Below are 19,725 nucleotides of genomic sequence, written 5' to 3' on the forward strand. Positions count from 1 at the left end.
GCAGAAGATGGCGGAAGGTTTGGAAGGCGTAGTGGCCGCGAGCACAGTTCTGTCCGATGTCGATGGTGCCGCTGGACGGCTGGTCATCCGTGGCTTCGAACTGGGCCAACTGGCGGGGCGCACGCGTTTCGCGGAAGCGGCGCACCTGTTGCTCGACGGGTTCCTTGATGATCTGCCCGACTTGGATGGACTGGAAAGGATGCTGGGCGAGGCGCGGGTCGAGGCCTTCGCACATGTCGAGTTGCCCCATTCCATGCCCCCTGGCCTGAACCCGGTCGAAACGGTTCGTGCCTTGCTGGCTAGGATACCCGAGGGCGATGATGTGCGGACCGCCATGCGGCTGCTGGCGGGAGTCTCGGTGTTCACCGCCGCTGTCGCGCGCCGGCGCCAGCATCAGGATCTGGTACCACCCGATCCGGCGGCGGACCACGCCGCCGATGTGTTGCGGATGGTGCGGGGAACCACGGCGACGCTGGAAGAAGCCGCGGCGCTCGACACCTATTTGGTCACCGTCTGCGATCACGGCCTCAACGCCTCCACCTTTGCCGCGCGCGTCACCGCCTCGACACTGGCCGGACTGACGTCGGCGGTGCTGACGGGGCTCAGCACCTTGAAAGGCCCCCTGCACGGCGGCGCACCCGGGCCGGTTATCGAAATGCTCGACGCGATCGGTGGAGCGTCCAACGCACGGCGCTGGATCGAGAGTGCCCTCGACCGGGGGGACAGGCTGATGGGCTTTGGCCATCGCATCTACCGGGTGCGCGATCCAAGAGCGGACGCGCTCAAGCGCGCGCTGAAAGGGCTCTCTCCCGATGCGGGCCGGCTGGCATTGGCCGAGGCGGTGGAGCAGGCAGCCCTTCAGATCCTGCGCGAGCGCAAGCCGGACCGATCGCTCCAAACAAACGTCGAGTTTTACACCGCGCTGTTGCTCGAAGCGCTGGGCTTCGACGCTAGCGAATTCACCTGCGTGTTCGCGATGGGCCGAACGCTGGGATGGCTCGCCCATGCGCGCGAACAGGTTGCCAATGGCAGGCTGATAAGGCCCGCGTCCAACTACGTCGGGCCGGAACCAAGGATCGCCGCCTGAACGAAGGGCGGGTTTTGCGAGGCCTAAATGCAGCGTTCAACGTCTGCAACCAGGGCGGCATTTTACATCACATCGTTCCGGTGGCACCCGACCAAATTCAGGCGTTCCGATCAGATACCACAAGCGGCAATGCCTCGATGCAGGCATAGGATAATCTCCAGACCAGCGCCCAAGGTGTACCGCTCATCCACGGAATGCGTCCTGCAAGAGGTTCTGACGGAACCGACGACTGCCATTGATCACCGCGCCTGAACGCAGGGTAATCTCGAAGTCTCCGCTTTGCTTTGTCTCCGTGCTGGCGATCGCGGTCCGCCGCACGATGCGCGAGCGATGGACACGGACGAAGCCATGATGTGCAAGCTCGGCTTCCATATCCGCGAGCTTCCGCCGCGCCAGTTCGCTCCCGAACAGGCCATGCAGTTCTACATAGTTTCCCGCGGCGCTCACCCAGTCAATCTCATCAGGCTGCAGCATCACAACGCGGCTGCCGTCGCGCACCTCGATCAGCGGCGCCTCGAGGGTTGGTGACGGCCGGATCGCCATGCGCGGCGCCACCAGTTGCCGGGCGACCAGGAATACCGCAAGGATCGATATGTAGGTGATAAGGTCCTTGCGCGCCTCGAAAAATAGCCGATCAGACCATCGTTCAGTCGGCGCGTAGTGATCCCCTGCGAGCGCATAGGCAGCGATCCTCAGGCCCACCATCAGCGCAGTGTGGACCAACGAGACCACGATGCAGCCCGCTGCATGGCCCAGCGTGGTGAGCGGCAGGGGGCGCGATACGAGGCGGGCCGCCAACATCAGAATGAACGGCAAAAGCGCCAGCCAAGCGGCAAAACTTGTGCCTTCGAGCACCCAGGCCTGCCATTTCGCAATCGGTTGCCCGAGTGCGCGGCGTTGGTCGATCAGGGTGACTGCGTTGACGACCATGTACAGCGATCCGAAGGCGGCGAATGCCAGCGCGGCAATCGGAAGGGGATCGCGCAGGGAACCAGCCTTGAGCTGTTCACCGCTCAGCCCTCGATCCCCACCACTCGTCACAACCCGCCCCGCATCCCGTCCCGCCGGTTCCACCGCCCGTCACCCGTGCCGCGACAGCGCGGCCGCGAGCAGCAAGTTCACGGGAGAGAGTAAATGCGATGGAGACGCGAGATGCAAGGCAAGACACATTTGACTGGCCGGCAATACGGGCTCGATTGGCTGAGGATCGGCGCCTTTGGGCTGCTGATCCTATATCATATCGGGATGTTCTTCGTGCCTTGGGGCTGGCACGTAAAGGCGGCGGAGCCGGTCGAATGGGCGGGGTGGCCAATGATGGCTATCAATCCATGGCGGCTGTTGCTGCTGTTCGTGATTTCCGGTGTTGTTTCGCGTGCGCTGCTCGCCAAGCTTGGCACGGCGCGGGCGTTTGCCGAGAGTCGTTCAGTGCGCCTGGCAGTGCCGTTGCTGGCTGGAATGGTGCTCTTCGTTGCCCCCCAGCCGTGGTTCGAGCTGCGCGACCGGGGAAGCTACGATGCGGGCTTCGTGCATTTCTGGCTCCACGACTACTTCGAGTTCGGCAGCAGCCGTGGCACCCCGCTTCCGACCTGGAACCACCTGTGGTTCGTGGCTTATCTCTGGGCCTATTCCCTTGTGCTTGCCGGGCTGGCGGCCCTTCCAGCCGAAGGTCGGGCGAGGCTGCAGAAGATCTTTGACCTGCTGTTTCGCGGCTGGGGGCTTGTGCTGTTGCCGATCGCGTGGCTCGCCTTCGCGCAGCTAGTGCTGCACCCGGCGTTCGGCGAGACGCATGCGCTTTTCGACGATCCCTATGCCCATGCTGTCTACGGGTTCGCCTTCTTCTTCGGCATTGGGCTGGCGCGTTCGGAGGGTGCATGGGAGCTGATTCTGCATCGCTGGCGCGCGCTGCTCGGCTGTGCGGGGCTGGCCTGCGCAACCATGCTTGCAGCACACGCCCTGAGCGACGGGACGTCCGCCTGGGAGACTGCTCGCGCGCTGTCACGCGCCGTGCTGGCGTGGGGCATGATCCTGGGATTGCTCGGTTTTGCCCAGACGTGCCTCCACTTTGATGGACCGGTGCGACGCTATCTGACCGAAGCGATTTTCCCCTATTACATCGCGCATCAGACTATCATCGTCGCAGCGGGCTTCTGGCTGAAGCAAGGCGGGGTGCAGTCCGAACTGGCATTCGGCGTGATCCTGCTGACGACCGTTTTTGGCTGTGCGCTGACCTACGAGATTGGGCGGCGAGTGAACTGGTTGCGACCATTGCTCGGATTGAAGCCGGCGCCCGTTGTCACGCAGTCCGTAAAGCAGTTCGCTGAAGTGCAGCGCACTTAGAGGGAGGATTGTCACCAACCTTGACTGTAGAAAGCGTATCTTGGGCGCGATCATAGGCGGCAGCGCCAGGAATGCCGACCAAGCCGGAACGCGAGGACATGTTGATGATCGATCCTGTCCCCGTCCGGAATTGCGGGGCGGGTTAAACGGGTCATCGCAACACCTTTAATCGGGGATGCTGGAGGTGAGCGATGGTGACATCACGGATCTGGTTCACGTCGGAACAGAAAGCTGAGCTTTGGGAGCGTTGGCGTCAGGGGCAGAGCATTTTGGCGATTTCGCGGGCCATAGCGTTCGGGCAGGTCACGCCATGACGCACCGGAGCGCAGCACCCAGAAGATGCCGTTCAGCACGCGGCGTTCATCAACGCGCGGCACGCCCTGCGGTTGTTAGGCAACAGAGGTTCGATCACGCGCCATTCGAAGTCGGTCAGGTCATATCGGCTCATGCCTGTGCTGAATCACAACGGTCTGCCTCTTGGCAACGGCGGATGCATTCTGGATATGCTTTTCGGGAAGGTCATCGGCGGAGGCATTGAGCAATGAGTTCTGACTCAAAGCGGAAGCGGGTGAAGCTGCGTCAGGGCGATCTCTTCGAGTTCCTGGTGACTGACGGTCGGCTGGGATATGGTCTGGTCATAATACCCGGCGGCGTCTTGTACGCTGCATTCTTCAAGAACCTGCATAGCTCACGACCGGACATTGCATCCTTGCTGGCCGATGAGATCGCGCTCGTAGGCACGACGATGGACAGCATGTTTTATCATGGGCGTTGGTCCGTCATTGCTCGCGATCAGCCCATTCCCGCTGCAATTCCCTTTCCGAACTGGAAGGTCAAAGTTGGGGACGAGCTTCGTACGACCGACTTTGAAGGACGCTCCCTCTGGCCGATGCGTCCTGATGAGGTAGATCTTCTCGACTACAAATTCAGCAGAGCGCCATTGGGATACCTGGACGCGCTGGAGGCCCTAAACGGCTTTGGCGAATGGCAAGACAGCTACGACAAACTCACCCCAGCCTATGCGGCGCGCCGAGTGACGCGAGCGTAACTCTGTCCATTTAATGAGTTCACGACCTAGACGCCTTCCGCTTTCAAAATCTGCTGCCGCTCGAACTCTACGGGCGACAGCGGCCTGTTCCCGACCTGCTTGCGTACCGGGTTGTAGAACATCTCGACGCAATCGAACACGTCTTGTCGGGCTTCTGCGTCAGCGGGTTCGGGCTTGTCCCCAGCCCTCGTCAATCAAGCACCCCGCGGCGCCGGTGAATGAACGACAGGTTCCGACGCCCCGGACTGGGTCTCTGAACGTCAGCAATTAAGGCGGTTACCGCAATCCCATGCGGTCCATTTTCTTGAGCAGTCCGACGCGCGAAAGGCCAAGATCGCGGGCCGTGTGGGTATGGTTATGGCCTGTGCGCTCGAGCGCCTCAATGATCCGACGCCGCTCCAACGCGGCCACCTCCTCTTCCAGCGTCGCATGTGGGGGAGGCACGGCGACGGGCGCGGTTTCTCCGGTAGCAAAGGCCAGATCCTCGACGCTGATCGCCGTGCCTTGGGCCAAGGCCGCCGCACATTCCACGGCGGCGCGCAATTCGCGCACATTTCCTGGCCACGCGCGCCGGGCAATCCATTCCAGTGCGGCCCCCGAAAAGCCCATGACAGGCGACGCGCGGCGGAGGAATATTTGTGCCAGCAATGCCTTGTCCGCGCCCCTTTCGTCCAGCTTCGGCGTGGACAGGACGAGGCCTTTCAAGCGGTAATAGAGATCCTCGCGGAACGAGCCGTCCGCCACGGCGGCGGCAAGATCGCGATGCGTGGCCGCGACGACGCGCACGTCGGATTTGCGCACCTCGCGCGCGCCGACCGGCTGATAGGTGCCATCGGCCAGGAAGCGCAGCAGCTTGACCTGCATGGCGGATGGCATTTCGCCGATCTCATCAAGGAACAGCGTGCCGCCATGCGCCACTTCGACCAGGCCTGCGCGGTCGGCATGGGCGCCGGTGAAACTGCCCTTCATGTGACCGAACAACTCGCTTTCCAGCAAGTCGGCGGGCACCGCTCCACAATGGACCGGCACCAAAGGCCGCGTGGCGCGGGGTGAGGCAGCGTGGACCGCGCGCGCGACGAGTTCCTTGCCGGTGCCACTCGGCCCCAGCACCATGACCGGCATCGTGGTGGGCGCCACCCGGCGGATCAGCGCGCGCAAGGCGACCATCGGCGGCGATTGGCCGATCAGGCCCATGTCCTCGCTGGCCTCATCGCGCGCGCGAAGCAGGGCCAATTCCTGCGCGAGCCTCGCCCGCTCCACCGCGCGCGTGACGACAACCTTGAGTAGATCGGGATCGACAGGTTTGGCGAGGAAATCCCACGCGCCTGCCTCAATCGCCTTCATGGCCAATGCCTGATCGGCGTGGCCAGTCATCACCACCACCGGCGCCGGCGCAAAGGCGGAGATCAGCGCGATGCCCGCTTGCGGATCGTGATGAGGCGGCATCGCCAGATCGAGCAGTACGACATCGGGCCGCTGCTCCGCAAAGACGGCGCGTGCGGCATCGCCATCGCCCACGGCGGTAACGTCATGCCCTTGCGCGCGCAGCCAGTTCACGGTCAGGCGCTGAAAGGCGGGTTCGTCATCGGCCAGAAGAATCATGGGCGCGCTCGCAAATCAGGCCCGAAAGTCAGGCGAAAACAGGTGGTCCAGCCCTCGCGTTGCGCAACGGTGGCGTTGCCGCCGTGCGCCTCCATGATACGGCGGACGATGGCAAGACCGAGGCCGGTGCCCCCGGCGCGCCGCGAAACGAAGGGTTTGAAAAGGCTGCCGGCAATCTCCGGCGCAATGCCGGGGCCGTTGTCGCAAATGTCAATGCTGTGGCCATCGGCAATGATCGTGCAACCATTCCCCATGGCGCCGCCCATTGCCTTGGCGTTGTCCACGAGATTGGTCAAAGCACGGCGCAAGGCGGCAGGATCGGCGTGGAGCATCATGCCCTCGGGTACCTCCACCGGCACGCCAAATCCCGAGAGATAAGAGGCCAGTTCGATGGGGCGCGGCGTAATGGTCCACGCCCGCGCATAATCCAGAATGTCGGTGACGAGCGCGTTCATGCGCCCAACCTGCTCGCCGATCTCGACGCGAATCTCGGGCGGGGCCGCGGTGGCCGCCATCTGCACAATGCCCAGCGGGTTCCGCAGATCATGCGCGATTGTTGCCGCCAATGCCCCCAGTTCCGCCAACCTCGCTTCGCGCTCGGCTTCCACCATGCGGCGGGCGCTGGCGAGGCGCCGGGCAGCCTCCTCCGCCAGCCCGGCAATGCGGACGGCGGTGTGGCGCAGGGCCGCCGGCGCATCATCCCATCCGTTCAGCGTCACGGATTCGCCGCTAATTGCCAATCCAGGACCGTCGGCGGCAAGGCCCAGATGCTGGCGCAGCATGGCGTTGGCCAGTTCGCCCAGTGCCTGCTCGTCTGGTACCTGCGCCAGAGCGTCACGCCATGGCTCCACGTCCAGCTTGGCGCCTGGGAAGACCATCCTGTCGGTCAGCCGCTTGAGCGGGGCCATCACCAGAAGCCCGAGCGCCATCGCGCCCGCCAAAGCCGCCCAGGTCGCCACGAAGCCTTCCGGCCGCCCGGCAAGCGCCAGTGGCAAAGTTGCGATCAGCGCCGCCGCGCCACCCGCACCCGCCAGCAGCAGGAGCCACACCAGGCCCCGCCGCGCCCATACATCTGCCGCCATGAAACGATGCCGTAGCACCGCGTAGACCAGTGCCACCGAATACAGTGGCAGTGCCAGTACCGGCAAGGGATAGGCCTCGATACCCAGCGCGGGGAAGGCAAAGCCGGTGAGCGCGAGAAGGCCGATACCGCTCGACACGAACACGGCCCCGGCCTGATCGCGATGCAACCCGCTTTGTCGGCGCCACGTCTGGAACAGGCGGATATGCCCCGTCATCGACAAGGCCGCCGCAACACCCAGCACGCCCCACCCCGTAAGCGAGGGCACAAAGGCCCCCGCAAAGCCATGCCAAGGTGCAATTTTTCCCACGCCCAGAACGATGCCGGCGATCGTTGCCACGCAGGCCACGCCGTAGCTGGCCCAAGCCACCGGACGCAGCGCACCGCACAGCGCGAAGGCGAACACGAGATGCACGAAGGCCGCGGCCGGCAAGGGCGAAAGCGCGATCACCGTGAGCGTAAAAGGTGCTGCCCTGGCACCCAGCATCGCGGGAGCGGCCATGGCCAGGCTCCACAGCGCAACCCCGCACAGGAATGTCACCAGCGTCCATGCGCCCGGCAAGCCACGCGCCCTGACCGCGACAAAGCCGGCCAGCAGCACGCTCGCCAGCGCGGTCAGGCCCAGTGCGCCGATATAGGCCATCAAGCCAAGTGCTGTATCCATCGTCGACAGCATAACATGCATTTCCGTTTACGTCGTTTACATTCACGCGGCGGTTTCATCGGCGAGATTCCCGGTTTTCTGGCGATCTTCGCAATTGGCATGCCAGTTGCGAAGCAGGGGGCATGGCGCGGTCATCGTGACCGCCTGCCTGAAAGGAGCCAAGCCATGTTGATCCCGATTGCCGCTCTGCTGCTCACCTATGCCGTTACCCTGGCGCTGGCCGGATTGGCGGCGCTTGTGCTGCGCCGCCCGCTTTCGATCCTGTTGTCTGAATTGTGCGGAACCGAGGAGCGGTCGTCGTTCTGGACGGTGTGGTCGACGGTCATGATGATCGCCCTGCCACTGCTGTTCGTCTCGATCGCGCGGATTGCCAGGGATCCTACCGATCTGATCCAGGGCACGGTGGCGTGCACCCTGACCGGAATCCTGATGGCGATGGTCGGCATGGGGCTGGCCGTGTGGCGCCGGGTGCCCCAGCCGAACATGGATTGAGGAAACGGCGATGCGTGTGATGATCGTGGGCGGCGGTTTCATCGGCGGGCATCTGGCCGGTCGGCTGCGTGCCGAAGGCTGCGCGGTGACGGTAGCGGGACGGCGCGGCGCAGCTATCGCCTGTGATCTCGCCGGCGACGACGCTGCCGTCTGGGCCGCGCGGTTGCAGGGCTATGACGCGCTGGTGAATTGTGCCGGCGTCTTGGCTGCCGGGGCGGACTATGACGGCGTCCATGCCCGCGGGGCCATCGCCCTGTTCGATGGCGCCGTGAGCGCGGGCGTGGCGCGGGTGGTTCAGATCTCAGCGCTGGGCGCCAGCGAGGGCATCACCGCCTATCACCGCAGCAAGCGCACGGCTGACGCGCACTTGACCAGACTGGACCTGGGCTGGGCCATTGTCCGCCCCTCGCTGGTGGTGGGGCGCGGCGGGGGCAGCACGGCTTTGTTCAGCGCCCTGGCCGTCTTGCCACTGATGCCCGACATCGGCGGCGGCATGGTGCAGCCTATCGCCATCGACGATCTTGTGAATGCGATCCGGCGCCTTTTGCAGCAACCGCTGCCCATGAACATGGTGGTGGAGGCGGTGGGTCCCGAACCGATGCGGATCGTAGACCTGATGGCCGTTCTGCGGCGCTGGCTGGGCCTTGGCACGGCTAGCAGCTTGCCGGTGCCGCGCTGGATGCTGCGGGCTGTCGCCTGGTTGGGAATCGGCCCGATGACGCGCGATAGCCTGACGATGCTGGAGGCGGGAAATACCGCGCCGGTGGAGCCGTTTGTGAATGCTCTTGGCTTTCCGCCGCAAACTGTCGCGCAATTCCTGGCCGCTCATCCGGCTACGCGGGGCGATTTGCTGGCCGCCCGCTTGTCGCCGCTGGAGCCTGCGCTGCGCGGGCTTCTGGCAGCAGTCTGGCTGGCCGGTGGGCTGGTGCCACTGTTGCTCACGCCCATGGCCAGCAACACCCGCCTGCTGGCCCGTTTGGACCTGGCGGGCGAGGCCGCGACCGGCACCGTCTGGGCCGGATCGCTGGCGGACATGGTGGTGGCCCTGGCCTTGATCCTGCGCTGGCGCGGGGCGGCACTGGCGGGGGTTGTGCTGATGATCGCCTACAGCCTGATCCTTGCAGCCATCGCGCCCGAGCTCTGGGTCGATCCCTTTGGAGCCCTGGTCAAGAACCTCGCCGTTCTCGGCCTGTCGCTTGCCGTCCATGCCATGGAGAAGCCTCATGACTGACTATCTGCTTCTCAAAACCATCCACATCCTCAGTTCCACGTTACTGTTTGGCACGGGGCTTGGCACCGCTTTCCATGGCTGGATGGCCAACCGTTCGGGTGTGCTGGCCGCGCGACGCGTGGTGAATCGTAATGTGGAACTGGCGGATTGGCTGTTCACCACGCCCGCCGTCGTCGTGCAGCCGGTGACCGGTGTGTGGCTGGCGCATCTGGCCGGCTTTCCGCTGACCACGCCATGGCTCATCGCCGCGATCATGCTCTACATCCTGGTGGGGGCTTGCTGGCTGCCGGTAGTCGCGATTCAAATGGCCATGCGGCGGATCGCGGAGGCCACGCCGAACGGCACCGAATTGCCCGCACGCTACCACCGCCTTGCGCGCTGGTGGTTCGCGCTGGGCTGGCCCGCCTTTACCGGCGTCATCGTCATCTTCTGGTTGATGGTCGCCAAGCCGGAGTTTGCGCTATGAACGAGGTTCCATCCCGTCGCGGCCACATTATCGCCGGGTTTACGCTGGCACTGACCATCGCGCTCAGCGCTTATATCCTGCTAAACGCCAGCAAGGCCAACAGCGTGGCTTTTGCCAGCCTGTGGTTTCTGGCCTTTCTGCCAGCCTACCTTTGCGCGTTGATTTGCTACGTCGGGGATCCTGCGCTTGAGAGGCCACGGTCGTTCTACTTCTCGGTGCCGCCGGTCTTTGGCGCCATTGTCTGCGTGGGATCGGCGGTATTTCTGCGCGAGGGCGTCATCTGCCTTGTCATGCTCGCGCCCATCTGGCTCAGCTTTGGCTGGCTTGGCGTCTACATCCTGCGCCGCGTGCGCAAGGGGCGGAACGATCCGGCGCGGTTTCGGGCATCGCTGCTCTTTTTGCCGCTGATGTGTGGCAGCGTGGAAAACCAGATCCCGTTCACCGAGCAGCCGGTAACGCTGACCCGCTCGATCGTGATTGAGGCGGCACCTGAGCAAGTCTGGCCTTATGCCGTGACCAACGCGCATATTGGAGACCATGAAGGGCAATGGAATTTCACGCAAAGTATCCTGCGCCTGCCGCGCCCGCGTGCAACCACATTGAGCGGATATGGCGTGGGCGCCATCCGCACCGCCTATTGGGGCGATCGCATCAATTTCGAGGAGAGGATCACCCAATGGCAACCGGGACGGCGGCTCGCATGGGCGTTCGCGTTCACCAACAGCTCGCTCCAAGACTATACCGACCGGCACATTGCGCCTGACGGGCAATTCCTGACGATCGATGCCGGCGACTATACGCTTACCCCCTTGGCTGAGGGCCGGACGCGGCTGACCCTAAGGACGCATTACATCGCCAAGACGCACGTCAATCTATACGCGCAGCTTTGGGGCGAAATCCTGCTGGGTGACATTCAGAGCAATATTCTGGCCATTATCAAGCAGCGTGCTGAAGCGAGAGCAAGCCGGGCGAGCCAAGGCACCCCATGAACGGAAGGTCGCTTTGGACGATGCGATCAAATGCCGTAAACGTCAGCTATTGCGGCTAAGCGTTACCCAGTCACGAGTTCCCACGTGATACCAAAGCGCGCCAGATATTTGCGCAACCGGTCGGCGTCGTTGGTGCTTGCTCGCTTGGTACGCGATGCGGCGAAAAGTCTGCGTCCGGCATCTGAAAGCGAACGGCTGACGCGGCAGGTTTCGACAACGAAGGCGAGTTGAACGCGATCGAAGGGGTCGATGCCGGCCAACGCCTCCTTGCCTAGCAAGCCGTCCAATTGATCAAGTGAGTCTTGTTTTCCGGTCCACACACGCCTCAGGCGCGCGACCTCGGTGTCCACGACTTCGCTGTCTATCCGCCCTTTTGGCGAAAATGTCGCCATGCGGGTGACGCTGGCGGCAAGATCACGGAAGTTGCCGGGCCATTGCGCTTCGCCGGACATCGCGAAGGCGAGGTAGCGTTCGCGCGCTTCCTTGTTGAAGGTCACCCGTTCGCCTTCACGCTCGGCGTGGCGGTCGAGTTCGTAATCGAGGTTGGGCGCAATGTCTTCGCGGCGTTGGGCGAGCCTGGGTAGCGCGAAAGTCCACAGGTTCAGGCGTGCGTAAAGGTCGTCGCGGAAGGTGCCATCAGCGACGCACTGAGCGAGATCGCGATTGGTGCCGGCGATCAGTTGAAAGTCGCTTTCCGTCTCGCGGTCGGCACCGACCGGGAGGAAACGCTTGTCCTCGATCGCGCGCAGGATTATCGCCTGCTCGTCGAGGCCGAGTTCGCCGATCTCGTCGAGGAACAGCATGCCACCATCGGCGGTGCGCAGAAGGCCCGGTCGATCTGCTGCCGCTCCGGTAAAGGCGCCTTTCTTGTGGCCGAACAGTGCCGACATCGCGCTGTCGCCGCGCAGGGTGGCGCAGTTCACTTCGACGAACGAACCGCTGACCTGCCGCTTTAGCTTCTTGAGTTCGAAGATGCGGCGGGCAAGCTGGCTCTTGCCTGCACCGGTGGGCCCCATGAGCAGGATCGGAGCGCGGGTGCGGCTGGCGACCTGCTCGATCTCGTCGATCATCGCGTTGAACGCGGCGTTGCGCGTCTCGATCCCGGACTTGAGGAACGATGTGCTTTCCGCGCTTTCGCTGGCGAAGCGGGTGGCGATGCTGTCGTAGCGTGACAGGTCGAGGTCGATCACGCTCCAGGTCCCGGCCGCATTGGGTGCGCCGCGCCGAGGCTGGGTCTGGAGCAGGCGGCCAGGAAAGTAATGTGCCTCGGTCAGCAGGAACAGGCAAATCTGCGCGACATGCGTGCCGGTGGTGATGTGGATGAGATAGTCCTCGACATCCGGGTCGAGCGGCTGCGAGCGAGCGAAGTCGAGCAGCTTGCCGTACACTTCCTCGAAATCCCAAGCGTCTGCGAAGTCGATGACGTGCCGCTCAACCAACGTCTCAGGCGAGACCGAGGCGATGTCCTCGCTGACATATTCGGCGAGGCGGCGGTGTGCCGAGCCGTGGATCATGATGAAACGATCGACGCGGAGGTCCTCGTGCATGCACAGGCCAACAGAAGGCCGCCATTTCATCCAGCGGGACGGACCGAACTTGGAGGCGTCGAGCGTGGAGCCGAGAAAGCTGATGACCGTAGTGGGCTTCATGCGCTCAGGATATATAATCTTATATTCAGGGATACAATATTGGGAAATGCTGCAAAGCAATGTCGAGGGTTCAGTATCTCAAATCGGAGATAAAATGGCCTAATTACAATATATTATAAAAATTCCTAGCGCTGTCGAGCGCAACTGGCACGCGCTCTGCAATGATATTGGCGTCGGGTCGGTCGAACAGCCCGGCACCAGCGGAACCATGAGGCGGCCGGAATGGGCCGGCCGCCTCGCAGGTCCGAAAGCTTTGGAGTTGGACTATGGCCAACAGGAATCTTTTCGCTTCGGCATTGTCGCGGTTCCTGCCGCGCGCCGACACGGTCAACCAGGCGGGTGGGGCCGCCTATGCCTATGGACCCGAAGCCAAGCTGGCCCAGCTTGCCGCAACCGGCACGCTCGCCGACGGCTTCTACTCGAGCGCGGAGACCCAGCTCGCCGATGTCATGCTGGCGGCCAAGGATGTCGATCCGGAATGGGTCGCCAAGTGCGCGGTCTATGCGCGCCAGTCGGGCGCCATGAAGGATATGCCGGCTCTGCTGGCGGCCTATCTGACGATGGCCGATCCCGACCTGTCGGTGCGCGTGTTCCGGCGCGTGATCGATAATGGACGGATGCTGCGCACCTTCGTGCAGATCATGCGCTCTGGACAGGTCGGCCGGGCATCGCTCGGCTCGCGGCCGAAGCGGCTGGTCCGCGAATGGCTGGAGCAGGCGTCGATGGCGCAGCTGATGCAGACCGCGACCGGCAACGACCCCAGCCTGGCGGATATCGTCAAGATGGTCCACCCGGCTCCGGCCAATGCCGAGCGGCGCGCCTTCTATGGCTGGCTGATCGGAAAGCCCTACGATGTCGCGGCACTGCCTGCCGAGATCGCGGCTTTCGAGGCCTGGAAGCGTTCGCCCTCGGACGAACTGCCCCCGGTGCCGTTCGAATGGCTGACCGCTTTCCCGCTCTCGCCTGAGCAGTGGGGCGTTCTTGCTACCCGTGACGGTCTTGGCCGCATGGGCTGGCAGGCGCTGCGCATGAACCTCAACACGCTGGCGCGTAATGGCGCGTTCGCGGTAGACGGGGTCACCGAAGCGGTCGCGGCTCGGCTCGCCGATCCCGCAGCGATCACCCGCGTTCGCCCGATGCCCTATCAGTTGATGGTGGCACTGGGTCAGGTGGGTGACGGTGTACCACTGGCGGTACAGGCGGCGCTCGAAAGCGCGCTCGAAGCATCGCTGGCCGGTGTGCCGAAGCTGGAAGACCAGGTCGTGGTCTGCCCCGACGTCTCGGGCTCGATGGGTTCGCCGGCGACGGGCTACCGCAAGGGTGCCAGCTCGAAGGTGCGCTGCATTGACATCGCCGCGCTGGTTGCCGCCGCCGTGCTGCGCCAGAACCGCGATGCCCGGGTGATCCCGTTCGAGCAGACCGTGGTCGGGCTGAAGCTCGATCCCCATGCCCGCGTTGCGGTGAATGCAGCGAAGCTGGCCGGGGTCGGTGGCGGCGGGACCAATGTCTCGGCTCCGCTGGCGCTCCTCAACACGGAGCGGGCGCGGGTGGATGTCGTGGTGATCGTCTCGGACAACGAGTCCTGGGTCGATCCTTCGCGGCGCGGCGCCACGGCGACGATGAACGAGTGGAAGAAGCTGAAGGCCCGCAACCCGGGCGCGAAGCTGATCTGCATCGACATCCAGCCCTATGGCTCCACGCAGGCCCCGGATTCCAAGGGGGATCGCGCAGACATCATGAATGTCGGTGGTTTCACCGACGCGGTGTTCGACGCAATGGCGCGCTTTGCCTCCGGGCAGTCGCGTGACTGGGTCGAGATCGTTCAGAATACGGAGGTATGATAGAAAAGGGTCACGGTGAATGCCGGAAGGACTACATTGATAATGTCGGTGTCGCGGGTTCGATCCCCGCCTGTCCCTCGGGGCGGTAGCTCAGTTGGTAGAGCACGAATGTCTTTCCAAACCTGGTCGCCGTGACCCTTTGATGAATTTCACCGAATTGCCGTGGCGAATGCCGGTGGGACTACATGTCCCCGACCGAAGGTCCGACGAGTAAAGCGCCCCGATCTGCCATATCTCTTGCGGGAGAAGGGGTGACGGGAGATGCGGGTTCGAATCCCGCCGCCGACACGTAGCTTAAGGACCGCGTCTCGCCATCCCTTGTCGCCATGGCAACCCCGATTCACGGCGAATGCCGGGTAAGGACTACATCTTGTGACGATGCCGGTCGCGGGTTCGAATCCCGCCGGGTCCACCATGTGCGGGCCTGTAGCTCAGCGGTTAGAGCGGCGCCCCTTCGGGGGCATGTCTTTCCCACACCTCGTCGCCGTGAACACTTTCAATGCTGGCGAATGCCGGCGGGACTACATCGGGCTAGGAGGTTCGACTCCTCCACCCGGCTGAGGGCCGGGTAATGTCTCGCCAAACTTCGTCGCCGGCACCATGATGCAAGCAAAGGAGGCCGTTCATGGCCGATACGACGTTCGAGTTTCAGGCCGTGCAGGGCGGCGTGCCGATCAAGATGTGGACGCGCGGCGTCCCCGTGGACGACAAGGCGCGCGACCAGCTTTCGCGCGCGGCGAAGATGCCGTTCATCTTCAAGCATGTCGCGGCCATGCCCGACGTGCATGTGGGGATCGGCGCCACCGTGGGATCGGTAATCCCCACCAAGGGCGCGGTGATCCCGGCGGCTGTGGGCGTGGACATCGGCTGCGGCATGATGGCCGCACGCACCTCGCTGATGGCGCATGACCTTCCGGACAACCTGGAGGGTATTCGCTCGGCGATCGAGCAGGCGGTGCCACATGGGCGCGATGTCGGGCGCGGCAAGCGCGACAAGGGTTCCTGGGGTTCGCCGCCCCCGGCGATTGTCGAGGCCTGGGCCACGCTTGTCGCTCGGTTCGAGCGGATCTGCGACAAGTTCCCGCGGCTGAAGAACACCAACAACCTGGTGCACCTCGGCACGCTCGGCACGGGAAACCACTTCATCGAGCTGTGTCTCGATCAGGAGGCGCGCGTCTGGGTAATGCTGCATTCGGGTTCGCGCGGCGTGGGTAATGCCATCGGCTCGTTCTTCATCGAACTGGCCAAGCAGGACATGCGCAAGTGGCATATCAACCTGCCCGATGAGGACCTTGCCTACTTCCCGGAAGGGACCGATCACTTCGACGACTATGTCGAGGCGGTCGGCTGGGCGCAGGACTTTGCGGCCTTGAACCGGCGCATGATGATGGCCAACGTCATCGCCGCGCTTCGGGGCCAGATCGCCAAGCCCTTCGAGGCCGAGCTGGAAGCGGTGAACTGCCATCACAACTATGTGACACGCGAGAACCACTTCGGCGAGAACGTGCTCATCACCCGCAAGGGAGCGGTGCGCGCGGCCAAGGGAACGCTGGGCATCATCCCGGGCTCGATGGGCGCAAAGTCGTTCATCGTGCGCGGGCTGGGTAACCCGGAGAGCTTCGACAGCTGCTCTCACGGGGCCGGACGCGTCATGAGCCGCAACGAGGCCAAGCGCCTCGTTACGCTCGATGAACATGTCCGCGATACCGAAGGTGTCGAATGCCGCAAGGACGTGGGCGTCATCGATGAAACGCCCAAGGCCTACAAGCCGATCGAAGCCGTGATGGCCGCACAGGCCGATCTGGTGGAGATCGTTCATACGCTGAAGCAGGTGGTCTGCGTGAAGGGGTAATCCCCCTTCACGCGGGCGACCTGCCCCATCGAATGAAAGTACCATGATCACAATCGACGGATCGGAAGGCGAAGGCGGCGGGCAGATGGTGCGCAATTCATGTGCGCTGTCGCTCGTAACCGGCGAGCCGTTCCGCATCAGCAACATTCGTGCAAACCGCTCGAAGCCCGGCCTCATGCGGCAGCATGTGACCGCGGTGGAAGCCGCGTGCGTGATTTCGGGTTCGGAATGCGCCGGCCTCGCCGTCGGCGGGTCCGAGCTGGAATTCCGCCCCGGCCGGGCGGTCCCCGGCGAGTATCTGTTCGCCGTTGGCACGGCAGGATCGACCGGCCTTGTACTCCAGACCATTCTGATGCCGCTCATTCTTGCTGACGGTCCGTCGCGCCTTGTCCTCGAAGGCGGCACGCACAACATGCTGGCGCCACCGTTCGACTTCATCGAGCGGACTTTTCTCCCGGTCATCAACCGCATGGGACCGACCGTTTCCGCACGGCTCGTCCGGCACGGCTTCTATCCGCGCGGCGGTGGACGGATCGAGGTCGACATAGTCCCGGCGCCATTGGTCCCCATAGATTGCACCACGCGCGGCGAGCAACTGGGTGTTGCCGGACACGCGGTTTACACAGGTCTGCCGTCCGAGATCGCCGAACGCATGTTGGCGCGCGCCAGGCGCGACCTGGCCGCTTGGTCCGACGACGCCTTTGTGGTGCGCGAACTCCCGGCTGAACAGGGGCCGGGCGTGATCCTGATGTTGGAGGCGCGTTACGCCAACGTCACCGAAGTCGTGAGCGGTTTCGGCCAGCTTGGCGTCCCTGCGGAAAGCCTGGCGAAGACTGCCGCTGCGCGCATGAAAGGCTACATCGCGACCTCGGCATTTGCAGGACCGTATCTCGCTGACCAATTGGTCCTGCCTTTCGTGCTGGCAAGTGGTGGCGCTTTCACGACCGTGAAACCCAGCCAGCATACGCGCACGGCTATCGACATCGCCAGGCGCTTCACGGGGCGGCGGATCGAACTGACAAGGCAGGGCGATGGCGAGCATCTGTTCTCCATCGGGTGATTATGCTTTCAGCACAAATTTGCTTCCGGTGTAGGCCCTGACCGCATTGCCGCGTTCAAGCTCTTGATGGGCCTGCCACTGGGATCGGCGCGCATCATCTTTGGCCTGTCCGCGCCGCTCGTCCAGCATGATCGCCAGTTTCAGCCGCGCCAGCTTGCGGTTCGCGTGCTGGGATCGCTGTTCCTGCGCTGTGGCGACAAGACCCGTTGGCCGATGGGTGGCCCGCACCGCGCTGTCGGTCTTGTTGACGTGCTGGCCACCCGGCCCGCTGGCGCGCATTGCCTGATATTCGATATCGTCCTCTCGCAGGTCGCTGATGGTTTCGGGCTCCGGCGCCAGAGCCACGCCCACGAACCAGTTGCGCCGCTTGTGTGTCGGGCGAAAGGGGCTGTTGCCGATCCACAGGTTGGTGCCAATGCGTTGGGCGGCAAAGGGTGAGGCCCCATCGCCCACGATGCGCAGCAGGATCGAGGGCGACAAATCTTCCGCCCCATCGAGCAACTCGCATTCCAGCCCGATGCCCTTTGCCTCACGCGCAAAAGCACGTGCCAATTGTGCCACCACCCAACGGCATTCCTGCGGACCTTTGCCCGCCGTGATGTGCAGGATCACCTCGCTCATGCTGCCCTCGTCTTGTAGCTGAGAAGGGGGCGCAGCTTGGCAATGACGCGGATCAGCCCTGCCTGTTCCAGATCCGTGATGACCATGCCAATGTCCTTGTACGCATCGGGCGCTTCCTCGAAAATCAGGCGGCGGTCTTCGCAGATCACATGGCTGCCAAGGCTCGTACGCTGCATATCGGCCACCTTGAAGCGGCGGGACAAGCGGGCGTGGGCATCCTTGCGACTCCACTTACGCCCCGCGCCGTGGGCCAGCGAATGGAGGGCATGATCCGCGCCATCGACAATGGGCTCGGCCAGATAGCTGAAATCCCCGCGCGAGCCGGGGATGGTCACCAGCCCCTTGTCAGCGGGGGCGGCCCCCTTGCGATGCAGCCACCCGCCTTGATGCGGGGTGACGCTGTTGTGGCAGATGTCCAGCACACAGCGACCATCAAGGCCAAGGCTATCGCAAAAGCGCACAGCGATGATCTGGCGGTTGAGGGTGGCCCAGCCCAAGGCCGCATCGTGGTCGGACAGATAGGCTTGGGCTTGCGAGCTATTAGCCGGGATGCCTTGGCTGATGTCAGGCTGGCGATGCGCCTGCAAGACAGCCTGCCCCAGCCCACGCGATCCGCTGTGGACCATCATCCACACCCGATCCTGCGCCAAGCCCAATGCAGCAAAGCGCTCCTCATTTGCTACCGCCTCAATGCGCTGGAATTCGACGAAGTGGTTGCCCCCGCCGATGGTACCCAGCGCAGGACTGACCAAACTGGGCGGCAATCCGGCCTCGACCAGAGCCGCGGCGCCATCGCCCGCCCAAGGCCCATCCAGTCCGTGCAACTTGCGCTCTACCGCGCCGAGCCGAAACTTGCGCAAAGGCAAGTCCGTCTCCCACAGCGCCATGCCACAGCCGATGTCGCTGCCCACCAAATGGGGCCAGATGTGGGTAGGAGACCAAAAAGCCGCGCCCACCGCGATGCCATTGCCGGCATGGAGATCGGGCAGTCCGACGACGCGCGCCATGCCGCCATAGCGTGCGCTGGCATCAAGCTGGTCCAGCGCTAGAGGGTCGAAACGCGAGGGATCGGCGGCGATCAGAGTTATGTCGCTCATCGCAGGCCTCCCTTGCCGTGGATCTGTCCGGCGGCCAGCCATGTCTCAAGTTGCTTCATATCCTTGAGGATGCCGTCTCGTGGATCAACAAACAGCTCCCGTCGGCGGAACCACTGGCCCTTGCGGCCAAGAACCTGCCCCTCGAACATCCACTCGCCGCCACGCCCGATCGAGATACGCGTCAGAACGAAGTCCTCAATATGCTGGCGCACGTGCATTTTGACGGTGCTGCCCGTGTCGAGGCTGGCGCAAATCTCGCTGAAGACGGCGTCCCAATAGCGCCCGCGCTGGCGGCGCAAGTAGCGCAGCAGCGGGGCAAGGTTTTCATTGAGCATCTTGGTGTAGGGCGCACCGATGCGAACATGGCGCTTGAGCCCGATATGCTTCGTGTCGGCGTGAGGCATCCTTTTCAGTTTGGGCGAGGCAGCGTGCCGTGCGCCCCAGCGAGGGCGTTCGACAATCACCTTGAACATGTCATCGCGCATGATGCACCTCCCCAAAGAGAGGAGCAGCGAGGACGAAAAATTTGGAAAAATCAGCGGCGCGAAGGCCGCGGAAAGCAATCAGGCGAGACGCGTCGCCCGTGAGAGAATTGCCCATGCAATCTG

The 19,725-nt window shown here is 63.7% G+C and carries 17 protein-coding genes and 2 pseudogenes; 10 read left to right on the plus strand and 9 right to left on the minus strand.

What is annotated here, in order from left to right; translation table 11 throughout:
* The first annotated feature begins 7 nt into the window (after window positions 1-7).
* Window positions 8-1,087, plus strand: coding sequence for a citrate synthase/methylcitrate synthase (locus NMD1_RS01825; RefSeq protein WP_125953369.1), 1,080 nt, complete (start codon window positions 8-10; stop codon window positions 1,085-1,087).
* A gap of 183 nt (window positions 1,088-1,270) precedes the next feature.
* Here NMD1_RS01825 and NMD1_RS01830 read toward each other — a convergent pair whose 3' ends face one another.
* On the minus strand, window positions 1,271-2,161 hold the full coding sequence (locus NMD1_RS01830) for a LytTR family DNA-binding domain-containing protein (RefSeq protein WP_125953370.1): 891 nt from the start codon (window positions 2,159-2,161) through the stop codon (window positions 1,271-1,273).
* A 78-nt stretch (window positions 2,162-2,239) separates the two neighbouring features.
* On the opposite strand from NMD1_RS01830, the gene NMD1_RS01835 reads away from it, so the two are divergent.
* Window positions 2,240-3,424, plus strand: coding sequence for an acyltransferase family protein (locus NMD1_RS01835; RefSeq protein ID WP_125953371.1), 1,185 nt, complete (start codon window positions 2,240-2,242; stop codon window positions 3,422-3,424).
* 281 nt (window positions 3,425-3,705) lie between these two features.
* On the opposite strand, the pseudogene NMD1_RS01845 reads toward NMD1_RS01835, so the two are convergent.
* Window positions 3,706-3,872, minus strand: a pseudogene (locus tag NMD1_RS01845) (transposase); the annotation flags it as partial.
* Window positions 3,873-3,992: 120 nt separating this feature from the next.
* On the opposite strand from NMD1_RS01845, the gene NMD1_RS01850 reads away from it, so the two are divergent.
* A complete protein-coding gene (locus NMD1_RS01850; RefSeq protein WP_158453852.1) occupies window positions 3,993-4,472 on the plus strand; it encodes an Imm26 family immunity protein in 480 nt (159 codons plus the stop codon).
* Between the two features lie 26 nt (window positions 4,473-4,498).
* Here the strand turns inward: NMD1_RS01850 and NMD1_RS01855 are convergent.
* From NMD1_RS01855 to NMD1_RS01865, 3 genes and pseudogenes are all read right to left on the minus strand, one after another.
* A pseudogene (locus tag NMD1_RS01855) lies at window positions 4,499-4,627 on the minus strand (IS3 family transposase); the annotation flags it as partial.
* Between the two features lie 121 nt (window positions 4,628-4,748).
* Entirely contained in the window at window positions 4,749-6,074 is a 1,326-nt protein-coding gene (locus NMD1_RS01860; protein ID WP_125953373.1) for a sigma-54 dependent transcriptional regulator, read from the minus strand.
* On the minus strand, window positions 6,071-7,819 hold the full coding sequence (locus NMD1_RS01865; RefSeq protein ID WP_233497297.1) for a sensor histidine kinase: 1,749 nt from the start codon (window positions 7,817-7,819) through the stop codon (window positions 6,071-6,073). Before NMD1_RS01865 ends, NMD1_RS01860 begins: the two co-directional genes overlap by 4 nt.
* 15 nt (window positions 7,820-7,834) lie before the next feature.
* Here NMD1_RS01865 and NMD1_RS01870 point away from each other — a divergent pair, with 15 nt between their 5' ends.
* The 4 genes from NMD1_RS01870 to NMD1_RS01885 are packed head-to-tail and all read left to right on the plus strand — an operon-like array spanning window position 7,835 to window position 10,997.
* Window positions 7,835-8,311: a hypothetical protein gene (locus NMD1_RS01870; protein WP_233497298.1), complete on the plus strand. Its 477-nt coding sequence runs from the start codon at window positions 7,835-7,837 to the stop codon at window positions 8,309-8,311.
* Between the two features lie 10 nt (window positions 8,312-8,321).
* Window positions 8,322-9,542 carry an SDR family oxidoreductase gene (locus tag NMD1_RS01875; protein ID WP_125953374.1) on the plus strand — a complete coding sequence of 407 codons (1,221 nt, stop codon included), beginning with the start codon at window positions 8,322-8,324 and terminating at the stop codon, window positions 9,540-9,542.
* Window positions 9,535-10,008: a DUF2269 domain-containing protein gene (locus tag NMD1_RS01880; protein ID WP_125953375.1), complete on the plus strand. Its 474-nt coding sequence runs from the start codon at window positions 9,535-9,537 to the stop codon at window positions 10,006-10,008. Before NMD1_RS01875 ends, NMD1_RS01880 begins: the two co-directional genes overlap by 8 nt.
* Window positions 10,005-10,997, plus strand: a complete 993-nt coding sequence (locus NMD1_RS01885; RefSeq protein ID WP_125953376.1) for an SRPBCC family protein — start codon at window positions 10,005-10,007, stop codon at window positions 10,995-10,997. The genes NMD1_RS01880 and NMD1_RS01885 overlap by 4 nt, the downstream gene beginning before the upstream one ends.
* 62 nt (window positions 10,998-11,059) lie before the next feature.
* Here the strand turns inward: NMD1_RS01885 and rtcR are convergent, their stop codons facing one another.
* A complete protein-coding gene (gene rtcR / locus NMD1_RS01890) occupies window positions 11,060-12,646 on the minus strand; it encodes an RNA repair transcriptional activator RtcR (protein ID WP_125953377.1) in 1,587 nt (528 codons plus the stop codon).
* Window positions 12,647-12,912: 266 nt separating this feature from the next.
* Between rtcR and NMD1_RS01895 the strand changes: the two genes are divergently transcribed.
* From NMD1_RS01895 to rtcA, 3 genes are all read left to right on the plus strand, one after another.
* Window positions 12,913-14,487: an RNA-binding protein gene (locus tag NMD1_RS01895; protein ID WP_125953378.1), complete on the plus strand. Its 1,575-nt coding sequence runs from the start codon at window positions 12,913-12,915 to the stop codon at window positions 14,485-14,487.
* Window positions 14,488-15,112: 625 nt separating this feature from the next.
* Window positions 15,113-16,339, plus strand: coding sequence for an RtcB family protein (locus NMD1_RS01900; protein WP_125953379.1), 1,227 nt, complete (start codon window positions 15,113-15,115; stop codon window positions 16,337-16,339).
* Window positions 16,340-16,382: 43 nt separating this feature from the next.
* The gene (rtcA, locus tag NMD1_RS01905) at window positions 16,383-17,399 is read left to right on the plus strand and encodes an RNA 3'-terminal phosphate cyclase (protein WP_125953380.1); all 1,017 of its coding nucleotides are present in this window, start codon (window positions 16,383-16,385) and stop codon (window positions 17,397-17,399) included.
* Here the strand turns inward: rtcA and prfH are convergent, their stop codons facing one another.
* Genes prfH through NMD1_RS01920 form a run of 3 tightly spaced genes read right to left on the minus strand, consistent with a single transcriptional unit; the run spans window position 17,400 to window position 19,602 of the window.
* On the minus strand, window positions 17,400-18,020 hold the full coding sequence (gene prfH / locus NMD1_RS01910; RefSeq protein ID WP_125953381.1) for a peptide chain release factor H: 621 nt from the start codon (window positions 18,018-18,020) through the stop codon (window positions 17,400-17,402).
* Window positions 18,017-19,117 carry an RNA ligase RtcB family protein gene (locus tag NMD1_RS01915; protein ID WP_125953382.1) on the minus strand — a complete coding sequence of 367 codons (1,101 nt, stop codon included), beginning with the start codon at window positions 19,115-19,117 and terminating at the stop codon, window positions 18,017-18,019. The genes prfH and NMD1_RS01915 overlap by 4 nt, the downstream gene beginning before the upstream one ends.
* Window positions 19,114-19,602, minus strand: coding sequence for a hypothetical protein (locus tag NMD1_RS01920; protein WP_125953383.1), 489 nt, complete (start codon window positions 19,600-19,602; stop codon window positions 19,114-19,116). The genes NMD1_RS01915 and NMD1_RS01920 overlap by 4 nt, the downstream gene beginning before the upstream one ends.
* Between the last annotated feature and the right edge of the window lie 123 nt (window positions 19,603-19,725).

The organism is Novosphingobium sp. MD-1, assembly GCF_001014975.1.
GTDB lineage: Bacteria > Pseudomonadota > Alphaproteobacteria > Sphingomonadales > Sphingomonadaceae > Novosphingobium.

Bases quoted from the DNA above. Each gene is read 5' to 3' on its own strand.
- NMD1_RS01825 (WP_125953369.1), top strand. From the start codon at position 8: ATGGCGGAAGGTTTGGAAGGCGTAGTGGCCGCGAGCACAGTTCTGTCC.
- NMD1_RS01835 (WP_125953371.1), top strand. From the start codon at position 2,240: ATGCAAGGCAAGACACATTTGACTGGCCGGCAATACGGGCTCGATTGG.
- NMD1_RS01860 (WP_125953373.1), bottom strand. From the start codon at position 6,074: ATGATTCTTCTGGCCGATGACGAACCCGCCTTTCAGCGCCTGACCGTG.
- NMD1_RS01865 (WP_233497297.1), bottom strand. From the start codon at position 7,819: ATGGATACAGCACTTGGCTTGATGGCCTATATCGGCGCACTGGGCCTG.
- NMD1_RS01870 (WP_233497298.1), top strand. From the start codon at position 7,835: ATGCATTTCCGTTTACGTCGTTTACATTCACGCGGCGGTTTCATCGGC.
- NMD1_RS01875 (WP_125953374.1), top strand. From the start codon at position 8,322: ATGCGTGTGATGATCGTGGGCGGCGGTTTCATCGGCGGGCATCTGGCC.
- NMD1_RS01880 (WP_125953375.1), top strand. From the start codon at position 9,535: ATGACTGACTATCTGCTTCTCAAAACCATCCACATCCTCAGTTCCACG.
- NMD1_RS01885 (WP_125953376.1), top strand. From the start codon at position 10,005: ATGAACGAGGTTCCATCCCGTCGCGGCCACATTATCGCCGGGTTTACG.
- rtcR (WP_125953377.1), bottom strand. From the start codon at position 12,646: ATGAAGCCCACTACGGTCATCAGCTTTCTCGGCTCCACGCTCGACGCC.
- NMD1_RS01895 (WP_125953378.1), top strand. From the start codon at position 12,913: ATGGCCAACAGGAATCTTTTCGCTTCGGCATTGTCGCGGTTCCTGCCG.
- NMD1_RS01900 (WP_125953379.1), top strand. From the start codon at position 15,113: ATGGCCGATACGACGTTCGAGTTTCAGGCCGTGCAGGGCGGCGTGCCG.
- rtcA (WP_125953380.1), top strand. From the start codon at position 16,383: ATGATCACAATCGACGGATCGGAAGGCGAAGGCGGCGGGCAGATGGTG.
- prfH (WP_125953381.1), bottom strand. From the start codon at position 18,020: ATGAGCGAGGTGATCCTGCACATCACGGCGGGCAAAGGTCCGCAGGAA.
- NMD1_RS01915 (WP_125953382.1), bottom strand. From the start codon at position 19,117: ATGAGCGACATAACTCTGATCGCCGCCGATCCCTCGCGTTTCGACCCT.
- NMD1_RS01920 (WP_125953383.1), bottom strand. From the start codon at position 19,602: ATGCGCGATGACATGTTCAAGGTGATTGTCGAACGCCCTCGCTGGGGC.